At 56.4% G+C, this 21,588-nt stretch carries 15 protein-coding genes and 1 pseudogene; 11 read left to right on the top strand and 5 right to left on the bottom strand.

Translation table 11 applies throughout. The features are described 5' to 3' along the window. Positions 1-360 precede the first annotated feature (360 nt). From CX651_RS01920 to fhuF, 10 genes are all read left to right on the top strand, one after another. Positions 361-1,929, top strand: coding sequence for a pyridoxal phosphate-dependent decarboxylase family protein (locus CX651_RS01920; RefSeq protein WP_198552037.1), 1,569 nt, complete (start codon positions 361-363; stop codon positions 1,927-1,929). Positions 1,930-1,939: 10 nt separating this feature from the next. Continuing rightward, positions 1,940-3,286, top strand: coding sequence for a lysine N(6)-hydroxylase/L-ornithine N(5)-oxygenase family protein (locus CX651_RS01915; RefSeq protein ID WP_101053060.1), 1,347 nt, complete (start codon positions 1,940-1,942; stop codon positions 3,284-3,286). Continuing rightward, complete coding sequence (locus CX651_RS01910; protein WP_101053058.1) at positions 3,286-3,903, top strand: GNAT family N-acetyltransferase; 618 nt, start codon at positions 3,286-3,288, stop codon at positions 3,901-3,903. Before CX651_RS01915 ends, CX651_RS01910 begins: the two co-directional genes overlap by 1 nt. After that, positions 3,900-5,792, top strand: a complete 1,893-nt coding sequence (locus CX651_RS01905; protein ID WP_101053056.1) for an IucA/IucC family protein — start codon at positions 3,900-3,902, stop codon at positions 5,790-5,792. The genes CX651_RS01910 and CX651_RS01905 overlap by 4 nt, the downstream gene beginning before the upstream one ends. Positions 5,793-5,827: 35 nt before the next feature. Further along, positions 5,828-7,984: a TonB-dependent siderophore receptor gene (locus tag CX651_RS01900; RefSeq protein WP_373296782.1), complete on the top strand. Its 2,157-nt coding sequence runs from the start codon at positions 5,828-5,830 to the stop codon at positions 7,982-7,984. 65 nt (positions 7,985-8,049) lie between these two features. Continuing rightward, a complete protein-coding gene (locus CX651_RS01895) occupies positions 8,050-9,150 on the top strand; it encodes an iron-siderophore ABC transporter substrate-binding protein (RefSeq protein WP_101053052.1) in 1,101 nt (366 codons plus the stop codon). Further along, positions 9,147-10,196, top strand: coding sequence for a FecCD family ABC transporter permease (locus CX651_RS01890; RefSeq protein WP_101053050.1), 1,050 nt, complete (start codon positions 9,147-9,149; stop codon positions 10,194-10,196). Before CX651_RS01895 ends, CX651_RS01890 begins: the two co-directional genes overlap by 4 nt. Beyond that, positions 10,193-11,254: a FecCD family ABC transporter permease gene (locus tag CX651_RS01885; protein WP_101053048.1), complete on the top strand. Its 1,062-nt coding sequence runs from the start codon at positions 10,193-10,195 to the stop codon at positions 11,252-11,254. The genes CX651_RS01890 and CX651_RS01885 overlap by 4 nt, the downstream gene beginning before the upstream one ends. After that, positions 11,251-12,126, top strand: a complete 876-nt coding sequence (locus tag CX651_RS01880) for an ABC transporter ATP-binding protein (protein ID WP_101053046.1) — start codon at positions 11,251-11,253, stop codon at positions 12,124-12,126. Before CX651_RS01885 ends, CX651_RS01880 begins: the two co-directional genes overlap by 4 nt. Further along, positions 12,117-12,944, top strand: a complete 828-nt coding sequence (fhuF, locus tag CX651_RS01875) for a siderophore-iron reductase FhuF (RefSeq protein ID WP_101053044.1) — start codon at positions 12,117-12,119, stop codon at positions 12,942-12,944. Before CX651_RS01880 ends, fhuF begins: the two co-directional genes overlap by 10 nt. Before the next feature lie 412 nt (positions 12,945-13,356). Here fhuF and CX651_RS01870 read toward each other — a convergent pair whose 3' ends face one another. The 4 genes and pseudogenes from CX651_RS01870 to CX651_RS20070 form a co-directional block, all read right to left on the bottom strand. Then, complete coding sequence (locus CX651_RS01870; RefSeq protein WP_101053042.1) at positions 13,357-14,949, bottom strand: ABC-F family ATPase; 1,593 nt, start codon at positions 14,947-14,949, stop codon at positions 13,357-13,359. A gap of 204 nt (positions 14,950-15,153) precedes the next feature. Next, the gene (locus tag CX651_RS01865) at positions 15,154-15,540 is read right to left on the bottom strand and encodes a hypothetical protein (protein ID WP_101053040.1); all 387 of its coding nucleotides are present in this window, start codon (positions 15,538-15,540) and stop codon (positions 15,154-15,156) included. Positions 15,541-15,819: 279 nt separating this feature from the next. Beyond that, positions 15,820-18,027: a heavy metal translocating P-type ATPase gene (locus CX651_RS01860; RefSeq protein ID WP_332871555.1), complete on the bottom strand. Its 2,208-nt coding sequence runs from the start codon at positions 18,025-18,027 to the stop codon at positions 15,820-15,822. 201 nt (positions 18,028-18,228) lie between these two features. Continuing rightward, positions 18,229-18,870, bottom strand: a pseudogene (locus CX651_RS20070) (heavy-metal-associated domain-containing protein); the annotation flags it as partial. Positions 18,871-19,060: 190 nt separating this feature from the next. On the opposite strand from CX651_RS20070, the gene CX651_RS01855 reads away from it, so the two are divergent. After that, a complete protein-coding gene (locus CX651_RS01855; RefSeq protein WP_101053036.1) occupies positions 19,061-19,459 on the top strand; it encodes a MerR family DNA-binding protein in 399 nt (132 codons plus the stop codon). Positions 19,460-19,464: 5 nt separating this feature from the next. Here the strand turns inward: CX651_RS01855 and CX651_RS01850 are convergent, their stop codons facing one another. Continuing rightward, positions 19,465-21,522 (bottom strand): S9 family peptidase, encoded by a 2,058-nt coding sequence (locus tag CX651_RS01850; RefSeq protein WP_373296781.1) that lies wholly within the window; start codon positions 21,520-21,522, stop codon positions 19,465-19,467. Between the last annotated feature and the right edge of the window lie 66 nt (positions 21,523-21,588).

The raw sequence follows: 21,588 nt of genomic DNA, 5'->3' as shown, positions 1-21,588 counted from the left end.
AAGCACACATGGCACTTGTTCGCACCTTCCTTAGGCTCCCGCCCTTTGCCTCACCGCCGACTGAATTAACTCAGTCACTCTTTTGCAAATCGCTCTCAACTCAGTCGCCTCAAGCCTGTCTTTGGCTGAGCAATTTGTTGTGATTGATGCAGGCGTCCAATCAAGGCGGTTACATCTTTACATAAATTAATTGAGAATCATTTGCATTTGTATTTGAGTGCATGCTAATTTGTCGCCGCTGTCGTTGAGAAAAGGATGACAGCCAAAAAGGAATGGCCCAGGGAAAGGCCGAAGCAGTTCCTGTCCCTGGGTGACTTGTCATTGATGGCTGACCTCATGTCAGTCGCAAAGGAGGCAAAAGTGACCCACCCCAGCATGGAGCCTGAACAGGCGAGCAATGACCCGAGCTATGATGCCGCCGGCCATCTGCCGTTCGCTCCCCACACTGAGCTCTTTGGTATCGCACCCGAACACCACTACTCCCACTTGATGCAACTGGGCATGGATACCCTGAAACACCGCCTTGAACGGCTGGATGGTCCCAGCAGTGGCATTCGCCCCGAAGAACTGCAAAGCGCATTTTCCGATATCAATCTCGACCACCCCCTTGGGGACATGAAGCAAGTTCTGGCCGAACTGGACAAGCTCTATCTCAGCCACGCCATCTATTTCCAACACCCGGATTATCTGGCCCACCTCAACTGCCCTGTAATGCTCACATCCTTGTTGGCCGAGCAGTTGAGTTCAGCCATCAATACCGCGGTGGAAACCTGGGATCAGAGCGCCGGCGGGACTCTGATTGAACAGAAGGTTATCGATTGGGCCTGCGAGCGCGTGGGATATCAAGGATATGCCGACGGTGTATTCACTACCGGCGGCACCCAGTCCAACCTGATGGCGCTGCTGCTTGCCAGAGAGTTGGCTGGCAGCCTTGAGCCGGGTCACAGAGGCAATGTTCTGGCGGGCCTGGCTGCCAATGCTCACCGATACCGCATTCTCTGCTCTGAATTCAGCCATTTCAGCATCCAAAAAGCGGCCGCACTTTTAGGGTTGGGACATGAAGCGGTAATGACTGTCGGTTGTGATGCCAATCGGCGCATGGATCCCAAGGCACTGGCGGGCAAACTCAGGCAGCTCAAAGCGGCAGGACTGATCCCCATTGCCGTGGTCGCTACCGCTGGGACCACTGACTTTGGCGCCATAGATCCCATAGCGCCCATAGCTGCCCTTTGCCGCGAATTCGGCTGTTATCTGCATGTAGACGCGGCCTACGGCGGCGCCTTGTTGCTGTCACGCACCCAGCGCCAACGCCTTGAAGGCATAGAGTTGGCCGACTCTGTCAGCCTGGATTTCCATAAGTCATTCTTCCAGCCCGTGTGCTGCTCGGCGCTGTTGGTCAAGGACAAAGGCATGCTCGGTTACCTCACCTACCATGCCGATTACCTCAACCCTGAGGCCCAGACCCAGGCCGGAGTGCCGGATCTGGTCAACAAGAGCCTGCAGACCACCCGCAGGTTTGATGCCCTCAAGCTGTGGCTAAGCCTGAGAGCCGCCGGGCCGGATGCCATAGGCGAGATGTTCGACACCCTGATTGCCACCACAGCCGAGCTTTATAAAAGCTTTAGCCATTTCCCCGAGCTGCAGACGGCGCAGCGCCCGTCGCTGACTACCCTGGTGTTTCGCTTCAACGACCCGGCACTCGGCAGCGCCGAACTGGATGAATGCAATCGCCATATCCGCGCCCGTCTGGCCCGCGAAGGCCGCGCCATGATTGCAGCGACCAAGGTGGCCGGCAGCCAATATCTCAAGTTTACCCTGCTCAACCCTCACACCTGTCTCGAGGATATCGAAGCCGTATTGACCGACATCTGCAAAATCGGTCGCGAGCAGGCCCGTCACTACAAGACCAGCGCGCTTTACAGCGCCTGAGGAGGAACTGATGCAAACCAAAGTCTACGATATCCTGGGCATAGGCATCGGCCCCTTTAACCTGAGCCTGGCGGCCCTGGTCGAGCCGCTTGACGGTCTTGAGTGTCTGTTTGTCGATGCCGGCGTCGGTTTCGATTGGCATCCCGGCATGTTGCTGGAATCGTCCAGATTGCAGACCCCTGTCATGTCGGATCTGGTGACCATGGCCGATCCCACCAGTCGCTACAGCTATTTGAACTTCGCCAAACAAACCGGCCGACTCTACAGCTTCTATATCCGCGAAAGCTTCTTCCTGCCGCGGCAGGAATATAATCGCTACTGCCAATGGGTCTGCGCCGAGCTGAGTAACCTTAAATTCAATTTCAAGGTCACCCGGGTCAGTTTCGATGCCGAAACCGACACCTATCTGGTCAAAGGGCAGGACAGAGTCAGTGGCCAAGAACTGAGCCTGCGCGCCCGTCACCTGGTGCTGGGAACCGGCACCCAACCCTGGATGCCCCACTTTTGCCCCGGCGCCGACAAGCGGGTACTGCACTCGGCCAACTATCTGCACCGTAAACAGGCGCTGCAGAGCCAAAATGACATCACCATAGTCGGCAGTGGCCAGAGCGCGGCAGAGATCTTCGAAGATCTGCTGCTGGATATCGACAAATTCGGTTATCGCCTGCGCTGGCTCACCCGCTCGCCAAGATTCTTCCCGCTTGAGTACACCAAGCTGACTCTGGAGATGACCTCGCCGGAATATATCGACTATTTCCACGCCCTGCCCGAGGCGCAGCGCCGCGAACTTATCGGCTCACAAAAGAGCCTCTATAAGGGGATCAACGCCGATCTGATCAACAGCATCTATGATCTGCTTTACCAAAAACGCCTGCACTGTGACTTTGATGTACAGCTGCTGACCAACACGGCACTGCAAAGCGTTCACAGCGACGGACAGCAACTGCTGCTGGGTTGCAGACATACAGAGCTTGAACAGGAGTTTGAGCTGACCAGCTCGGCACTGGTACTGGCCACCGGCTACTGCTACCGATTGCCGGACTTTCTCGAGCCGCTCCACTCGCAGCTGCTGTTCGATCAAAAGGGCGAGCCAGATGTCCAGCGTCATTATCACATAGACAAGGCCGGACGAATTTTTGTTCAGAACCTGGGGCTACACACCCACGGGCTGTGTTCGCCGGATCTGGGAATGGGCTGCTATCGCAACGCCACCATATTGCGGCAGATCCTGGGCAAAGCACCTTACGAGATAGAGCAGCAAATTGCCTTCCAAAGCTTTGGTATTCCCAAGCAAGACGCCAGTGCGCCCAAACGCCGGCACAGCAGCAATCAAGCTCTGCAGCGGGAGGCCAGCTGATGGCCTCTCAAACAGCAGTTAATCCACCTGCCGACACAGCCGGCTTCAGCGCCAGATACGGCTTTGCGCCGGGCAAGCGCCTCAAGGTCAACGACTTTGATTTTTGTGCCTATCGGGAAAGCGAGCACTTTGACACCCTGAGCGACTGGCTCGGCCGCGACTATGCCGCCTTCTGGGGTATGCAATCCTTAACGCCCACCGAGCGCCGCATTGAACTCGCCCCCACTGCAGATAAGTTTGGCCTGATGGCCTATCGCGGCGCTGAGCCTGTGCTCTATACCGAGCTGTACGATCCCCGCGTTGATGAAGTGGGCCAACACTTTGACTGCCAACACGGCGATTGCGGCATGCATTTGCTGCTGGCTCCTCCCACTAAGCCTAAGCGCGGTTTCAGCCGCCAGGCCATCACGGCTGTGGTGTCTCTGATACTGCAGCATCTGGGCTTTGCCCGCCTGGTGGTAGAGCCGGATATCAACAACCAAAAGATTCACCCGCTGAACCGTGCGGTAGGCATCTGCTACAGCCACGCCATTCAACTGGAAAACAAACAAGCCATGCTGGGTTTTTGCACCCTGCCTGGGTTCAGTGCCGCACTGGCAACAGGAGCCACACAATGACAGCATCCATTATCGAACAGACCCGCCTCAGCCATCTGACGCCTGCTATCTGGAACCAGGCAAGCCGCCATCTGCTGGCGAAAATTCTCAGTGAATTCAGTCATGAAAAACTGATAGCGCTAGAGCTGTTGTTGCAAGCAGAAGCAGAGCAAGAGGCCTGTTGGCAGCTCAAGCTGGATACCCGGGATGGCCAGCTCTGCTACCGCTTCAGCGGTCGCCGTTATCAGCTGGATCAGCTGCAGATAGCGCCGGATTCCATCGAGTGTTTCAAAGATGGCGAGCAGCAACAGCCGGACGCCATGCTGCTTATCATTGCCCTCAAGGAGAGACTCGGCATAAGCGATGCATTGCTGCCCACCTATCTTGAAGAGATCACCAGCACCCTCTACAGCAAGGCCTTCAAACTTCTGTGGCAGGCAAAGCCGGTGCAGGAGCTGGTGGATTGCGACTATCAGCAGATAGAAGCGGCCATGACCGAAGGCCATCCTGTGTTTGTCGCCAACAACGGCCGCATAGGTTTTGATGTCGATGACTGGCGGGCCTTTACGCCGGAGAGCGGCCAACCGCTGCAACTCGAGTGGCTGGCGGTCAGCAGTGAACATACCAGCCTGGCGCTGATAGCAGGGCTCGACTATCAACAACTGCTGCAAGATGAGTTGGGCGATGCCTTGCTGCTCAGATTTGAGCAGAAGATCCGGCAACAGGGCAAAAACCCGGACGATTATTTTCTGATGCCCGTTCATCCATGGCAGTGGCGCGAAAAGATCAGCCGCATATTTGCCGCCGATCTGGCCCGCGATCGCCTCATTCACCTGGGACAAGGCCGTGATGAATATCAGGTGCAGCAATCCATTCGCACCTTCTTCAACCTGAGCCAACCCAAGCGCTGTTACGTGAAGACGGCGCTGTCGATTCTCAATATGGGCTTTATGCGGGGTTTATCGCCCTACTACATGAGCCGCACCCCGGAGATCAACGCCTTTGTCGCCGAGCTTATCGACAGCGACCCTTTCTTTGCCAAGCAAAGATTTGTGCTGCTCAGGGAAATCGCCGCCATAGGCTATCACCACAGGTATTATGAGCAGGCGCTGGAGAAAGACACTCCCTACAAGAAGATGCTCTCGGCACTGTGGCGTGAAAGCCCTTATGCTCTCAGCTTCCAGGGCGAGCCTTTAGTAAAACCCGGACAGCAACTGATGACCCTGGCGGCCCTGCTGCACCAGGACAATCAGCAGCAGAGCCTGCTGGCGGCGCTTATCGAGGCTTCCCCCCTGAGCGCCCACGACTGGATGAGCCGGCTGCTGGATCTCTACCTTACCCCCTTGCTGCACGCCTTCTTTGCCTACGATCTGGTGTTTATGCCCCATGGCGAGAACCTTATTCTGGTGCTGGATGACAAGGTGCCTGTCACCATATTGATGAAGGACATAGGCGAAGAAGTCGCAATTCTCAACGGCAGTGCGCCGCTGCCGGGACGGGTGGCGCAACTGGCGGTCTCACTCGAAGAGGAGATGAAGCTCAACTACATACTGCTGGATATTTTCGACTGTATCTTCCGCTTTATGGCGCCGCTGCTCGATAGCCACACCAGCCTGAGTGAACAGGGTTTCTGGAGCCTGGTGGCCGGAAAGGTACGTGATTATCAGGCCTCCCACCCCCAGTTTGCCGATAAGTATCACCGCTACGATCTGTTCCAGCCGACCTTTGTCCGCACCTGCCTGAACCGGATCCAGCTCAATAACAACCAGCAGATGATAGATCTCGAAGACAGGGAGAAGAACCTGCGCTTTGCCGGAGATATCGACAATCCACTGCACCCCTTTGCCGTCAGCCACAGTTTTGGCATGACATCAACCCAGGCCGAGCGTCTTGCTGACCCGGTCTTGTAAACCTTCCAGGAAGTAACAGGAAAATGGATATTAATATGCAAACCCTTAATGGCTTCAAGCCGACCCCCATCGCCCTTCTCTGCTCTGTGCTATTGAGCGCCCCGGCGTTCGCCGCCGACAAGAGCGAGACACAGGAGAAAGAGATGGAGGTACTGACAATCGTCGGTGCCAAAGACAAAACCGCAAGCTACAAGGCGAGCGACATGAGCACGGCCACCGGCATGAAGCTGTCGTTTCTCGAGACGCCGCAGTCTGTCACAGCCGTTACCGCCAAGGCCATTGAAGATCAGCAGCTCAACTCTGTCATAGATGTTATGACCAGTGTCGCCGGGATCAACGCCCGCCCCTCGGACAACGACAGATACTCCATCAGCGCCCGCGGGATCTCGGTCAGCAGCATTCTCTATGATGGCGTGGCAACCACCTATGACACCCGCTTCAACTATGGCGACAACCTGATGGACAGCGCCCTTTACGAGCGCATTGAAGTAGTGCGCGGCGCCACCGGCTTGATGCTGGGTGCCGGTAGCCCTTCCGCCGCCATCAATTTGGTGCGTAAACGGCCCACTGCCGAGTTTCAGGGCAGCGTTAGCCTGAGCAGCGGCTCCTGGGACATGCTGCGCGGCGTGGTCGATCTCTCCGGCGGCCTCAATCAGGATGCCAGCATCCGTGGCCGGGTAGTGCTGGCCTATCAGGACAGGGAAAACTGGCAACACAGATATGAGCAGCAGCGACAAACCCTGTATGGCATCCTGGAAGCGGATCTGGGGACCAATACCCTGCTAACCCTGGGCAGTGACTTCCAACATACCAGGCCGGAAGGCACCATGTCCGGCGGCTTGCCGCTGTTTGACAGTGACGGTAACCGCACCAATTACGACCGCCATGTGTCCACCGCCCCCAGTTGGGCCTCTGCCAAGACAGATGCGCTCAACAGTTTTGTGACTTTGGAGCATCATTTCAGTTCAGACTGGACCCTTAAAGGCAGCTATATCTATGGCGACAACAGCCTGGAATTTGATGTGCTCTGGCCCATGAAAAATCCGGATCCCGTCACCAATGAGGGCATGGTTCCCGGCTCTTTGGCCTTTATCGACGGCAGTCGCACTCAGCACACCTTTGATCTCAAGCTGTCCGGCAACTTCAACGCCTTTGGCCGCAACCATCAACTGGTGGCCGGTGCCAATCAACAAAAACAGGATTTTGCCAATCCCTACTATGGCGCACTCGGCGCCAGGCCACCTTTGGGAGACTTCCGCCAACCCGGCTTTGATTACCCAAAACCGCAATGGAGCGATAAGGTGCTTTACGGCTCCTGGGGTGAAACCAAACAACAGTCTGTCTATGTCGCTTCCCAGCTTGAGCTGACCGATGCCCTGTCCATGGTACTCGGTGGCCGCCTGGATAACTGGGAGACAGATCAGGATAACTTTGGTGCCAAACATGACTATGAGGTCGATGGTGAGTTCACCGGTTACCTGGGACTGACCTATGCCCTGAGCGACGAATATGCCCTGTATGCCAACTACACGGACATTTTTACTCCGCAAAATAAGGTTCAGGCCGATGGCCGTTACCTGGACCCCATCAAGGGCAGCAACTATGAGGCCGGGATCAAGGCCAGCCTGTTCGATGAGGCGCTGGACTTGTCACTGGCCGCCTTTGAGATACGTCAGGACAATGTTGGTGAGCGAACCGGCGAAAGCCTACCCAACAGCACTATCCCCATCTACCGCAGTGTCGACGGCACCAAGACCCGAGGTTTCGAGTTTGAGGTCAACGGCTCCATCAATGACAACTGGGATCTTTACCTGGGCTACACCCAGTTTGATACCGAAAATCCCCAAGGGCAAAAAATCAACACCACCAACCCGGAGCGGCAGCTCAAACTCTTTACCACTTATGAATTTGATGGCTGGCTTCACGGATTGCAGCTGGGCGCCGGGGTCAACTGGCAGAGCCGCATCTATAGCCAAGTCTCAAAACCGGTCGGGAAAAAGGTTGAAGTGGAGCAAGGCAGCTACGCCCTGGTGAAGTTAATGGCGAGATACAAGTTCAATGAACAATTGAGCCTGAGGGCCAATCTGGATAACGCCCTCGACAAGAGCTATTACAGCCAGCTCGGCTTCTATGACCAATACCAGTACGGCGCGCCGCGTAACTTCAGCGTCACCCTGGACTACCGTTTCTGAGCCGCGTTATGCCGTGAAATTATCCATCATAAGGAGCGCCCCGCACAGCGGGGCGAATAACAAATATGTTGTGTGAAGCAAGGCGCCTATTGGCGCTTATCGTGTTTTTGAGCCTGGGGCTGACGGGCTGTTATGACCCTCAGCAAACCAAAGCCCAAACACCGCTGCAAAACGGTTATCCGGTTTGCATTACCACGGCCCACGGGACCAGCTGCATCGAGTCGCCGCCCAAGCGAGTGGTGACCCTGGGAGCCGGGGCCGAAGACTGGACCCTATCCTTAGGGGTTGTCCCCATCGCCATTGAACCCCATTACTGGGGCGGCGATGCAGAGGGTTATCTGCCCTGGTTTCGCCAGGCATTGGAAGCGCAAGAGCTGCCGCTGCCCGCCATCATCAGCAGTTACCCCGAACTGGATGTGGAGCGATTATTGGCGTTGAAACCGGATCTTATTCTGGCGCCCCAGTCCGGTATCACCCGCGAAAGCTTTTTGCAGCTGAGCGCTCTGGCCCCCGTCATCGCCTATCCGGACAAACCCTGGCTGACACCGGTTAAGCAGCAGGTGGAACTGATAGCCAAGGCGCTCGGCAAAGAACTGCAGGCCGAAGCACTTTTGAAACAGCAACAGGCTTATATCGCCCGAGTCGCCGCCGAAAATCCTGAGTTCAATGGCGTGCGCCTGGCCTATATCAATGCCGCCAGTCGAGTTGGCAATCTCTCGGTTTATGTCACAGGCGATCCCAGAGTGGATCTGCTGTTGGCGCTGGGTTTTGTATTGCCGCCACAACTTTTTGGGCTCAATGCCAGCCGAGGCCACTTCGCCGCCCACATAGGACTGGAGCACGCCGACATGCTGGACGATGCCGAGCTGCTGCTCAGCTGGTACAGCTCGGACAAGGCCAGAGCCGAGGTAGAAGCCATGGCGGTTATCCGTCGTCTGCCCGCCATGCGCCGTGGTCGGTATCTGGCAATAACCGACCCGGCGCTGGTGATGGCCAGCTCCTACGGCTCGCTGCTGAGCATTAAATGGGCTATCCCCAAGCTGGTGCCGCGACTGCAACAAACCCTGGCAAAGCAAAAAGAAAACCCTCGCCAATACCGGCATCAAGACACACAGGCTGGCGCAGATACAGGCGCGCCATCGAATAAAAACGGGAGGCCGGGATGACACACCCAAAAATCTTTCTGCAACCTGGAGCTACCCAGTCCCCGAGCCGTCTTGGACGTAACGCTTTAACCCTGCTTGGGCTGCTGACGATGCTGGCGCTGCTGGTATTGGCCAACCTGCTCTTTGGCGCCCGCACACTACCGCTGGCTATGCTGGGCAAGCTCTGGCAACCGGCCGCAGACGATCATCTGTCGCTGGTGTTACAGGCAAGGCTGCCAAGATTGCTGTGCGGCATGTTGGCCGGCATGGCATTGGCAATGGCCGGTTGCGTGATCCAGGCACTGTGCCGCAACCCCTTGGCGGATCCCGGTCTGCTTGGCGTCAATGCCGGCGCCAGCGCCTCTCTGGTCACTCTGGGGCTATGGAGCGCAACAGCGGGTTTGAGTCTCTTCTGGCAGGCCTTGCCCGGGGCGCTTCTGGCCAGCGCCTTGGTGTATATGATGTCCAGGGCGCAGCAATCCCAGGGGCAATCCGCTGCGGTCAGGCTGATCCTGGCCGGCGCCGCCATCAGCGCCGTGCTCGGGGCCTATGTCCAGGCCAGAGTGCTGCTGAACCCGCAGCTATTCGATGGTTTCAGGTATTGGATGGCGGGCTCCCTGTCCGGGCTGGGCTGGCCGGAGTTTCATGCGCTCTGGCCCTATCTGCTGCCCGCCGCGGCACTCTTGTGGCTGCTGGCGCCGGCGCTGAATCTGATGCTGCTGGATAGTCATACCGCCAAGGCGCTCGGTGCCTCACAGGGCTGGCAGGGGCAGCTCGCCTGGCTGGGTGCCACCTTGCTGTGCGCCGCAGCCACCGCCATTGTCGGCCCGCTGGCCTTTGTCGGCCTGGCCAGTGCCCATCTGGCCAGGCGTTATCTGACGCTCAATTTCCGCCTGCTATTACCGGGAGCCGCTTTGATAGGCGGCGCCATGGTGTTACTGGCAGATCTGTTGGCGCGGGTATTGATGCCGCCGGCCGAACTGCTTACCGGCATCATGGTCGCCCTGCTGGGAGCGCCGTTTCTGTACCTGATGGCCCGTGGGCAAAACCTGAAGGAGGCGTCATGAAACCAACCCGTTTTCCCATCTGGCAATGGGGCCCGATAACCTTAATAGCCCCCTCCACCGGCGCCATAAGGACCGCCTTGCTGGCCATGATCCTGCTTGGCGGTGCACTGCTACTTAGCCTGATGCTGGGACATCAGGGCCTGGCGCCGGTGAGCCTTGCCAAGGCCTTGTTTGCCGAAGCCTCCGACTATGAAAACTGGCTTTTGTGGCAATCACGCCTGCCAAGGGCCCTGTGCGCCCTCGGCGCAGGCATGGCGCTGGGGCTCTCCGGCGCCGTGTTTCAAAGCCTGAGCCGTAACCCGCTGGGAAGCCCGGATATTCTCGGGGTCAATGCCGGAGCCAGTGCCGGCGCCGTCCTCTGGTTATTATGGCTGCCGGAACTGCCATTGCTGCCCGGCGCCCTCTTGGGCACTGGGGTTGTGCTCCTGCTGTTTTTCGCAGGGCTCGGACGCCAATGGCAATTTTCCCGCAATCTGGTATTGATGGGCATCGCCATCAACGCCTTTGCCATCGCCCTGGTGCAGTTTGTGCTGACACTGGTGCAAAGAGAGCAGGCGCAGCAGATGCTGGGGTATCTGTCCGGCAGTCTGGCACACCGCACCTGGGGTGATGTGCTGCTGATAACCTCAGTGCTACTGCTGGCGCTGCCCGCTCTGTTGCTACTCTCCCGCCGTCTGTCACTGCTGGCTTTGGGCCAGGAACTGGCTCAGGCGCTTGGTAACCCGGTGCGCCAAAGTCAAACACTGGCGCTGCTGTTTGCCACCTTGCTGGCCCTGGGAGCCGTACTCTGCGCCGGCCCGGTGGCCTTTGTCGCCTTGGTGGCGCCGCATCTGGCCCGCTTTGGCAATCGTCAATTGGCACTGCTGCGCTCGGCGCTAATAGGCGCGCTGTTGCTGCTCGGGGCCGACACCCTCACCTTATTGCTGCCGGGCAACCAAAGGCTGCCGGTGGGCGTATTGACCGCCCTCATCGGTGGCGCCTATCTGGCGCTGCTGTTGAGCCGCGAAATCCGCGGACAACCGCAACAGGCCAAGGGACTGAAAGGAGAAAGATCATGACCCAATACCCTGACTATGACATTGCCCTCAGTGGGCATGAGCTTTATCTCGAGTACGGCCAGCGGCCCATCATAAGCGCCATGAACCTGGCCATCCCCAAGGGTAAGCTGACGGTGATCCTTGGCCCCAATGGTTGTGGCAAGTCGACCCTGCTCAAGTGTTTGAGCCAGGTACTGCCGCCTACACGCGGCCAGGTCATCTTGGGTCAAACCCCCTTGGCGCAGTTGAGCAACAAGGCCAGAGCCAGGGAGCTGGCACTACTGGTGCAAAAGCCTGAATTACCGGAAGGAATAGATGTGCAGGAGCTGGTCAGTCGCGGCCGCTACCCTCATCAGAGCCTGTGGCACCAATGGTCAGAGCAAGATGAACTGGCGGTTGCCCAAGCCCTGGCCGCCACAGGGTTAACCACACTGGCACAAAGGCCGGTGGCCGAGCTCTCAGGCGGCCAGCAACAGCGAGTCTGGCTGGCAATGGTATTGGCGCAGCAAACCGACTTGTTGCTGCTCGATGAACCCACCTCGTTTCTCGATATCCGCGCCCAGCTGGCAGTACTCGACTTTTGCCGAGCGTTGGTGGATCAGGGCCGCACCTTGGTATTGGTGCTGCACGACATCAACCAGGCTCTGCGCTACGGCGATCACTTGCTGTTGATGCGTGATGGCAAGTTGATTGCAGGCGGCGCGCCTGAGTCACTGTTGACCGAGGCCCTGCTGGAACAGGTGTTCGATATCAATGCCAGCATAATCACAGATCCCGAGGCCAACTGCCCGATGATTATCCCCAGACCCAGAGTAAATCCCAGAGCCGCCGGGCGCCATGGCGGGGAGGATTCGAGCAACACTGCCACCGGAGGACTGCCGTCATGGGAATGAGTATTGCCAGCGAGCTCAACCAACTATTGGCACAAAAAGCCGCCTTCTATGGCGAACACTTCAAGGCCATAGAGAGTCTGGATCAGTTACCCCAAGAAGCCATCAGCTTGAACTCAGTCTTGAGCCAGGCACATTACCCGGCGCTGCTGCAGCAATTTGCCCTGAGTTATCAAGCCAAGGTGTCCACGACTTGTGCCACAAAGCCCGAGATAGACGCCCGGGCCTTGCACTCCATGTGGAGCCAGTGGTTTTTCGGCCTGCAACTGCCACCCCTGCTGCTGTGGTTGTTTGCCAGTCAGCCCGGCAGCGCACTTAACCGCGCCACTGCGGCTGCAGCTTGCAGTGGCAACTGGTACCTTGAACCTTTTGATAACGGCCGGGCGGAAACCTTCTATCTGCTGCTTGATGCAGATGTCAACCATCCGGCTCCCGCCGGGCAACTTGCCAGTTGGGAAAGCTTACTCGAGCAGTTGCTCATTCCCATTGTCGAGCGCCTGGCAGAGCTGGGCCCAGTGCCATCAAAGCTGCACTTCAGCCATCAAGCCTATATTGTGCATTGGTATCTGGGTGAGTTGTCACTCCCCGTCAGTTGGCAACAACAATTGATAAGAGAGATGTTCGAGCAAGCTGAGCTGCAGTCACGTACCTATGTTGCACCGATTGCCCATCCGTTTTGGCGTAAGTTAAGGCTCAAGCAGCAACAAAGCCCGCGTATCGCCTGTTGCCTGCGGCACAAGCTTCCCTGCACCCAAATGTGCGCCGATTGCCCGCTGGATAAAGATGGCCGCAAAGGCAAAGGGCAAAAGGCCTGCGGTTAGGTTACGGCTAAATACCTTTTTGTGGTTATCACCTGAGTATTTCAATAGGGGCAACTAAATATTGGCCCCCAATCACGAAAGGCCACACAAAGCCAATCATGGGCAAGAAAGCCGACGATTGTATACCTAAACCTTAGCTAACTTCAGCGACTCATATTGAACTATTGGAAATCAATGAACAAAAACGACTCGAGTGAATCGGTTATAAAGTTCAAATGATATTGTTGTGGTGTTGCTACTCAAGAAGGCAATGGTCGCAGACCTTTGATCCGCACCCAGATGCTTGATGCCTCAGGAGAATAAGTCGGCGTGCTTCTGTTTAAAGCCATTAACAGCAAGGCCGGTTCAATGAACCGGCCTTGTTTATTGTGATTTTTTCACTTGGTGTTAAACCAAGCTCGCCATAAAAGACTTAGGCTTCAATGCCTTTGCTGGCCAGGAACTCATCATAAGTGCCCTTGAAGTCGGTCACGCGCTCAGAGCTTATCTCTATGATACGGTTGGCCAGAGATGACACGAAGGCGCGGTCATGGCTGACAAACAGCAAGGTGCCTTCATAGAGTTCGAGGGCGTTGTTCAGCGACTCAATCGATTCCATATCCAGGTGGTTGGTTGGTTCGTCCATCACCAGAATATTGGGCTTTTGCAGCATCAGCTTGCCAAACAGCATACGCCCCTGCTCACCACCGGACAGTACCTTGACAGATTTCTTGATGTCGTCGGCGCTGAACAGCATACGGCCCAGCACTGAACGCACCGCCTGATCGTCATCGCCTTCCAGACGCCACTGACCCATCCAGTCGAACAGGTTCATATCATTTTCAAAGTCGCTGGCATGATCCTGGGCGTAGTAGCCGATACGATGGTTTTCAGACCATTGAATGGTACCGCTCTTTTGTGGCAACTCGTGGATCAGAGTACGCAGCAAGGTGGTCTTACCCACACCGTTTTCACCCAGAATCGCGATACGCTCGCCCACTTCGGCGATAAAGTTCACATCCTTGAACAGCAACTCATCGTAACCATTGCTCATATTCTCAACAATCAAAGCGTTACGGAACAGTTTCTTCTCCTGCTCGAAACGAATGTAGGGGTTAACCCGGCTGGAAGCCTTGATCTCATCCAGCTTGATCTTGTCGATTTGACGGGCACGGGATGTGGCCTGCTTGGCCTTGGAAGCGTTGGCAGAGAAGCGCGCCACGAAGGTTTGCAGCTCGGCAATCTGTGCCTTCTTCTTGGCGTTTTCAGCCACCAGGCGCTCGCGAGCCTGAGAGGCGGCTGTCATATATTCATCATAGTTGCCCGGATAGACCCGCAGCTCACCATAGTCCAGATCCGCCATATGGGTACAGACAGAGTTGAGGAAGTATCTGTCGTGGGAAATGATGATCATGGTGCTGTTACGCTGGTTAAGCATCTCCTGCAGCCAGCGAATGGTATCGATATCCAAGTTGTTGGTCGGTTCGTCGAGCAGCAATACATCGGGATCAGAGAACAAGGCCTGTGCCAGCAGCACCCTGAGTTTCCAACCCGGTGCCACTTCACTCATGGGGCCAAAATGTTGTTCCAGCGGAATACCCACCCCGAGCAGCAACTCACCGGCGCGGCTCTCTGCGGTATAACCGTCCATTTCGGCAAACTGCATCTCAAGATCGGCCACTTTTATGCCATCTTCTTCGCTCATTTCCGGTAAGGAGTAGATGCGATCGCGCTCCTGCTTCACCGCCCACAACTCTTTGTGACCCATGATCACTGTGTCGATAACGCTGTGCTCTTCATAGGCGAACTGATCCTGATTCAGCTTACCCAGACGCTCGTTGGGATCCAGCGACACATTACCCGAGGTTGGCTCCAACTCACCGGAAAGGATCTTCATAAAGGTAGACTTACCGCAGCCATTGGCGCCGATAAGGCCGTATCTGTTGCCTTCGCCGAATTTAACCGAGATGTTTTCAAACAGCGGCTTGGCGCCAAACTGCATGGTGATGTTAGCTGTCGTTATCACTGTATGATTCCAAAATATCCAGATGCGGGACCGGGCTATGTAAAGCCGCGTCCAAGAGCCCAAGGCCTGTGATTGGCCGGGTAAATAAAGCCGGGCACTATAACATTCCTGCGTGAATTATCAACCAAACTCGCATGCAACCAGCGAGATAAAGCAGTGCAACCACCTGTTTATAAAAGACTTTAAAAATCTTCTGCAAGCAGATTAAAAATCCAGATCGCGGCCACACACCAAGGTAGTTTCCGCCTTGTTTGTTGCAAAAGTGCTGTAACAGCCAAGTTCAGCGCGCAAAATATCCGCTGGCAAGGCATATCCCGGCTCACCATTGATAGTGATGCTCTCGCTGTCATCGGTGTAATCCGTGCTCAGCGTGGTGCCATCGGCCAACTGCCAGCGACTGAGAAATGAGTGCACATTGGCACAAACCGTGATTTCACACTCCAGGGTCTTTTGGCTGTCACCCTTGAGCACTATGCACTCAGTGGTTTTCTCGCCGCAGCCCGCCTGAGCAGACACAGAGATGGCGCTGAGCAGTAAGGCGCCGCCTAGCAGACTCAGCTTAGCTGCCGCGGTTAATTTTCTGGATTGCATTTTCCAGCTCCTTCCCATTTTTTCTTGTTCCCTGTTGCCCTTGCTGTGACTCACTTGGCCTGCGATATCCAGCCCCAAGCTTATATTGACCAAAGGCTCTTATAGACTAAAGGCTTTGACAGGCTAAGGGCTCAAGCCGTGACCACAGGCTGCGTTTTTCGGCAAGCATTGGTGCTGAGCAAAGGCAAACCCCTTATTTAAACAGGAAAAACAAGGTGATAAAATAAGAAAGCAATAAAAAAGCCGGGGCAATTTCCCCGGCTCAAACGCTGAAAGACCTTAATCCAAAGACTGACGCCGCAAGCGGTTGGCGTTGGTCACCACAGTCAGTGAAGACAGCGCCATTGCCGCGCCGGCCACCACAGGGCTCAGCAATATCCCTGTCAGCGGGTACAGCACCCCGGCCGCAATCGGGATCCCCAGAGTATTGTAGATAAAGGCGCCGAACAGGTTCTGCTTGATGTTGCCAAGCGTCGCCCGCGACAGGGCAAATGCCCCGGCCAAGCTGCCCAGCCTAGGGTTAAGCAAGGTCAGGTCGGCGCTCTCTATGGCAATCTCTGTGCCCGAGCCCATGGCAATGCCGACATCGGCGGCCATCAGCGCCGGGGCGTCATTGATCCCATCACCGACCATGGCCACCACTTCACCCTGCGCTTGAAACTTATTGACCCAGGATTGCTTTTCATCCGGCAACACTCCGGCGATGACTTCCTCAATCCCCACCTGACGCGCCACGGCTTCGGCTGTGGCCTGGTTATCACCACTGAGCAATACCAAGCGTTTGCCCTGGGTCTTGAGCGCAGCCATGGCTTCTTTGGCATCGGCTTTGATTGGGTCACTGATCCCCACCAACGCCAGCAGCTGATTATTTCGGGCCACCAGCACCTGGGTGTGTCCAAGCGCCGCCCCCTGCTCCAGTCTTGCCTGGTGCGTCTCGGTTAGCCTAATGCCCAGTGCGTCCATTAGCTTGCTATTACCGACCGCCCACTGCCGGCCTTCAAACTGCCCCAGCAGACCTTGCCCCTGGCGATAGTCAAACCCCTGCGGCTCAGTCAGCACAACCTCTTTGGCTTTGGCGGCATCCAGCAGCGCCGCCGCCAAGGGGTGGCCCGAGTGTTGCTCAAGGCTGGCCACAGCGCGCAGCAGCTCGCGCTCATCAAAGGCATCATCAAAAATATCCACCTGAGTGACGGCGGGCTTACCTTCTGTGATGGTGCCGGTCTTATCCAGCACCACACAGCTGACCTTGCTGGCGGTTTGCAGTGCCTCACCGTTTTTCACCAACACCCCCATGGAAGCGGCGCGGCCGACAGATACCATGATGGACATAGGCGTCGCCAGCCCCAAGGCGCAGGGACAGGCGATAATCAGTACACTGGTCAGCACCACCAGCGCATGGGACAACGCGGGCTCAGGGCCGACAAAATACCAGATGATGGCCGCCAGCAGCGCAATCACCACCACCACAGGCACAAACACGGCGGCTATCTTGTCCGTCAGTCGCCCTATGGGCATCTTGGAGGTCTGGGCCTCCTGAACCAGGGCGATAATCTTCGCCAGGCGGGTATCGGCAGGCCCGGCAGTAACTTGGTAAATAAGGCTGCCGTTACCATTGACTGTGCCGGCGCTCAGACTGTCGCCCACGGATTTAGCCACGGGAATGGGTTCGCCTGTGAGCATGGACTCATCGAGCAGCGAACTGCCTGAAAGCACTTCACCGTCGAGCGCCACTCTGTCACCCGGGCGCAGTCTCAACTTGTCACCCACCACCAGCGCCGCTATGGCCACGGTTTCATCGCCGTTTTCGGTGATCTTGATGGCCGTATTGCTCTGCAGGCCAATAAGCTTCTGCACCGCTTCACTGGTCTTGCCGCGGGCTCTCAGCTCCAATGCATGCCCAAGGTTAATCAAGCCGAGGATCATCACACTGGCTTCAAAGTACACATGACGGGTGCCGTCGGGGAAAAAGCCGGGAATAAGCACCACCAGCATGGAGTAAAGCCAAGCTGTGCCCGTACCCAGGGCGATCAGCGTATCCATGTTGGCACTCCTGGCCTTGAGTGAGCGCCACATACCACTGAAGAAGTGCCCCCCGGTGGTAACCAGCAGCAACAAGGTCAGCAGCCCCATGGCGCCCCAGATAAGTTGGCTTTGGCTATCGTGGATCATCATGTCACCACCGGCCAGACCCCAGATCATCAAGGGGATCCCCAGCCCAAGACCGGCGATGGCCTGTCTGATCCGGGTGCGGTATTCCCTGGCATCATGCTCGGCCTTGTCGGCCATGGCACTGGCGGCGTCGGTTATTGGCTCCGCGCGATACCCGGCCGAGAGCAGCAGCGCAACGGCTTCAGCCACTGGCAAACCTGCGGCCACGCTCACCTGCTTGTCGGCCAAGTTGACTCTGGCCTCGACCTCTTTGGCGGCAAAGGCTTTTTCTATCTTGGCCACGCAGCTGGCGCAGCTCATATCCGGCACAAACAGCAGTGTGGGGTTGGCAGGGTGAGCCGTGGCGGCCTTCTGCTTGACTGCTTTATCGGCATGCTTGCCAGTTTCAGCTTCAGTTGTAGTTGCGGCCACTGCCGGTTTCAAAGCGTCAGCCTGAGCTTCTGTCTCAGTCTCAGTCTCAGTCTCGGTATCAGCCTCGGCATGCTCATCGCGCCAAGGCTCGGCGGTAAACCCAGCGGCCTTTAACAGCTCGGTCAACTCGGCGGCGGTTTTATGGCTTTTCACTGCAAGCCGTTTCTGTTTCAGATTGACTGTCACCTCGGCTTCATCGCTGAGCGCCTTACGAATACTGGTCTCACAATGGCCACAGCTCATATCGCCAACATAAAAGTGGAAGTTTTCCGGCTCACTTGTATTGCCAGGTTCCAGCGTTGGCGGGGTAAAGCCTGCGCCCGTTATCAATTCGGCCAGTTCGGCCGCGCTCTTGTGACTTTTCAGCCGCAGCTGTTTGCCTTTAAGGTCAACGTCTACCTCAAGCTCATCAGCCAGCGCCCTGCGAAGCTTACTCTCACAGTGGCCGCAATTCATATCGGCAACATGGAAGTTAAAGCTGGCAGGGGTTTCAGGGCTGGGCTTTTGCGCGCTGTCACCGGCGCCGGTAGCCGCAATCTCGGCCTGCTCAGCGTCATAACCTGCGTCTTTCAGTTTCGCCAGCGCCGCGGCGGGGGTGAGCTCTGCGTCCGGGGCGAATGTCAGCGTCAACGACTTATCGGCCACCTCGGTAGCGGCTTCTACGCCGGTATCATCGGCGAACAGGGCCTTTATCTTGCGGGCGCAGCCGCCGCACTTCATATTCGCTATGGTGAATTGTATCTGGTCCATTGGAAACTCCCCTCTTTGCCCCTCGCAAGCGAGGCTGGCTCAACACTGAGATAAAGGTTAAAGTCTCCAGTAACGGGAGAGTCAAGCTCGAAAAATCATCCGTGAGATAAAAGGTGCTCTGACTCTCAACAATGCGCTTGCGGCGCGACAAAATAGCCCACAAAAGTCCCAACAGGGCAGGAGTTCAGCGATGAAAATAGGCGAAGTGGCCAAGGCAACTGGTCTGAGTATCAAGAGTATCCGCTATTACCATGACATAGGCTTGGTTGAGGCCCACAGAGGCGACAATGGATATCGTGAGTATCGGACCGCTGAAATCGAGGCGCTCAAGTTTTTACAGCACTGCCGCGAGCTGGGCTTTACCTTGGATGAATGCCGGGATCTGTTGCAACTGAAACACAATCCCAAGCGCTGCGCCGAGGATGTCAAACGTCTGGCCAAAGGGCACCTGCAGGCGTTGGAAGACAAGATGGCCAGACTGGCGTCGCTGCATGCCCAACTGAGCGAACTGGTATCTCAATGCCGCGGCGGCAATCAGTCTGAATGCGCCATCATAGATGGCCTGTCCAGCGAAACCAAACAGGCCTGAAGCTATCACTCAACTTGTTGTCCGGGCCGCGCCAAGGCTTCGGCATTGTCCAGCTTCAGTGTCGGCAGCGTGCCCGCCGGGGTGAAATCAAACACCATGCCGTAGAACACCAGCTCAGATTCCAGCGCCAGTATCTTGTTATGGGGCTGACGAAAGCCGTGCCCTTCCCCCTCAATGCCGATAAATGCCGTGGGTACGCCCTTGTCTTTCAGCGCCTTGTAGATATGCTGCGACTGACTCGGTGGCACCACCTTATCTTCAAGCCCTTGCAACAACAGCAAAGGTTCGTTGAACCCCTGCAGGTGGTACAGGGGCGAGCGTTCACGATACACAGCCTTCATTTCCGGGTAAGGGCCTATCAGTTGATCCAGGTATCTTGACTCAAACTTATGGGTTTCCTTGCCCAGCACCTCGATATCACTGATCCCGAAATAGCTCACCCCGGCCTTGAACTTATCATGGAAAGCCAAGGCTGAAAGCACGCTCAAGCCACCGGCACTACCGCCGCGGATAGCCAATTTCTCAGCATTGACCCAGCCTTGGTCAACTAAAAAACCTGCAGCCCAGACAGCATCCTCAACATCTGCCTTGCCCCAGTTGCCATAGAGGCTCTGGCGATATTGGCGGCCAAAGCCGGTACTGCCGCGATAATTGAGCTCAAACACGGCAAAACCGCGGCTGGTCCAGTATTGAATGGCGCTGTCGTATGCCCTATTTGCGCTAGCGGTCGGCCCACCATGCAACATCATCAAAAGAGGCGGCCGGGTATCCGGCAGAGGTTGGTAATCACCATTTACCGGCGGATAAAAATAGCCGTGAGCCTTGTCTCCCCCTTTGGTGGTAAACTCAACATTGACGGCGCGGGAGATGTATCTGGGATCCAGACCACAAATTTTAGGTGCATACACAAGTTCTGTGCCGCGGCCGGAAACCTTGTAGATGCCGCGCTCGGGTGTTGGCCTATTGCCAACGAAATAAACCCCGTCGGCCCCCTGCACCACCTGTTTGATATCGGCAAAGTCGGCAGCCAGCACTTCAATAACCCCGGTCTGCAGATCCAGTCGCAGCAATCCGGCATCCCCTTCCTTGTTGAAACTGGCTATCAGGGTATTTTCATTTTCAAAGGCGTAAGCGTGCTGCCCCAACTTCCAGGCAGGGCCGCCGATTTCAGCCTTGAGTTGGGTAACCTGTTCAATATCGCCTTTGGCATCAAGTCGATAGAGGTTCCACCAGTTGTCATAGTCGGCAATAAAGTAGAGCACGCCGTTTGGGCTAAACAGGGGTTGCATCAGTGCGCCCTTGCGCTCGGGTGCGATTTGGCGAATGTTAGTCAACTGCCCCTTGCGATTGAGATCCCCAAGCCACAACTGAGTATTATCCCAAGGCATGTTGGGATGTTCCCAGGTGATCCAGGCAAGCTGAGTATTGTCGGCATTGATTGCCGGAGAACTGATAAAGTCGTGCCCATCGACAAAGATATCCCCTTCACCGGAGAAATTCAGGTTAATGGTCACCAAACTGGCCTTGGGCTCACCCGGTTGTCGATGATCTTCCCGAACACAAATAATCCGTGAGCCCTTGGGGTAAGAGATACATTCCCCGTGACGGGTGCCATTGGGAGTCAGAGCCAGCGCCTCCTGATTCGGCGCTATCCGGTAAAACAGCTGATCCTGCCCCTTGGTGACAAACAGGCTCTGACCTATACCAAGAAAGTCGCCACCGCCATACTCGTGAACCCGACTGCCGATACCAAAGGCCGGCGCCACCACACTGGTAATGCTGCCATCTTTTTCAAGACGCTTGATCCCCACCTTGCCGCCTTCGGCCGGGCTGGATTCCGAGAAATAAATCGCATCACCAACACTCTGCAGCTCACCTATTGCCGAGGCACTGCCGTAGACTTCGGCGGCCCCCAAAGGCGAGACCCAGCTGCCATAAGCCGCGCTAATCCTCTGCTCATTGTCGGCAAGGGCTTGTTGCTCCTGCGCAGGTTGACCGCACCCCTGCAGCACTAACACCATCAGCGCTACGGCCAAAATTTGCTTTCCGGGATTGAAAATCATGGTTTCGTTTCCCCCAACACCCACCCACAGGCAGGTTGAAACTACTACAACGTAAGTCTTGTGTTT

Source organism: Shewanella chilikensis (assembly GCF_002836945.1).
GTDB lineage: Bacteria > Pseudomonadota > Gammaproteobacteria > Enterobacterales > Shewanellaceae > Shewanella > Shewanella chilikensis.
The sequence above is the reverse complement of the archived record's forward strand: the minus strand, read 5'-3'. Positions and strand labels throughout refer to the sequence as shown.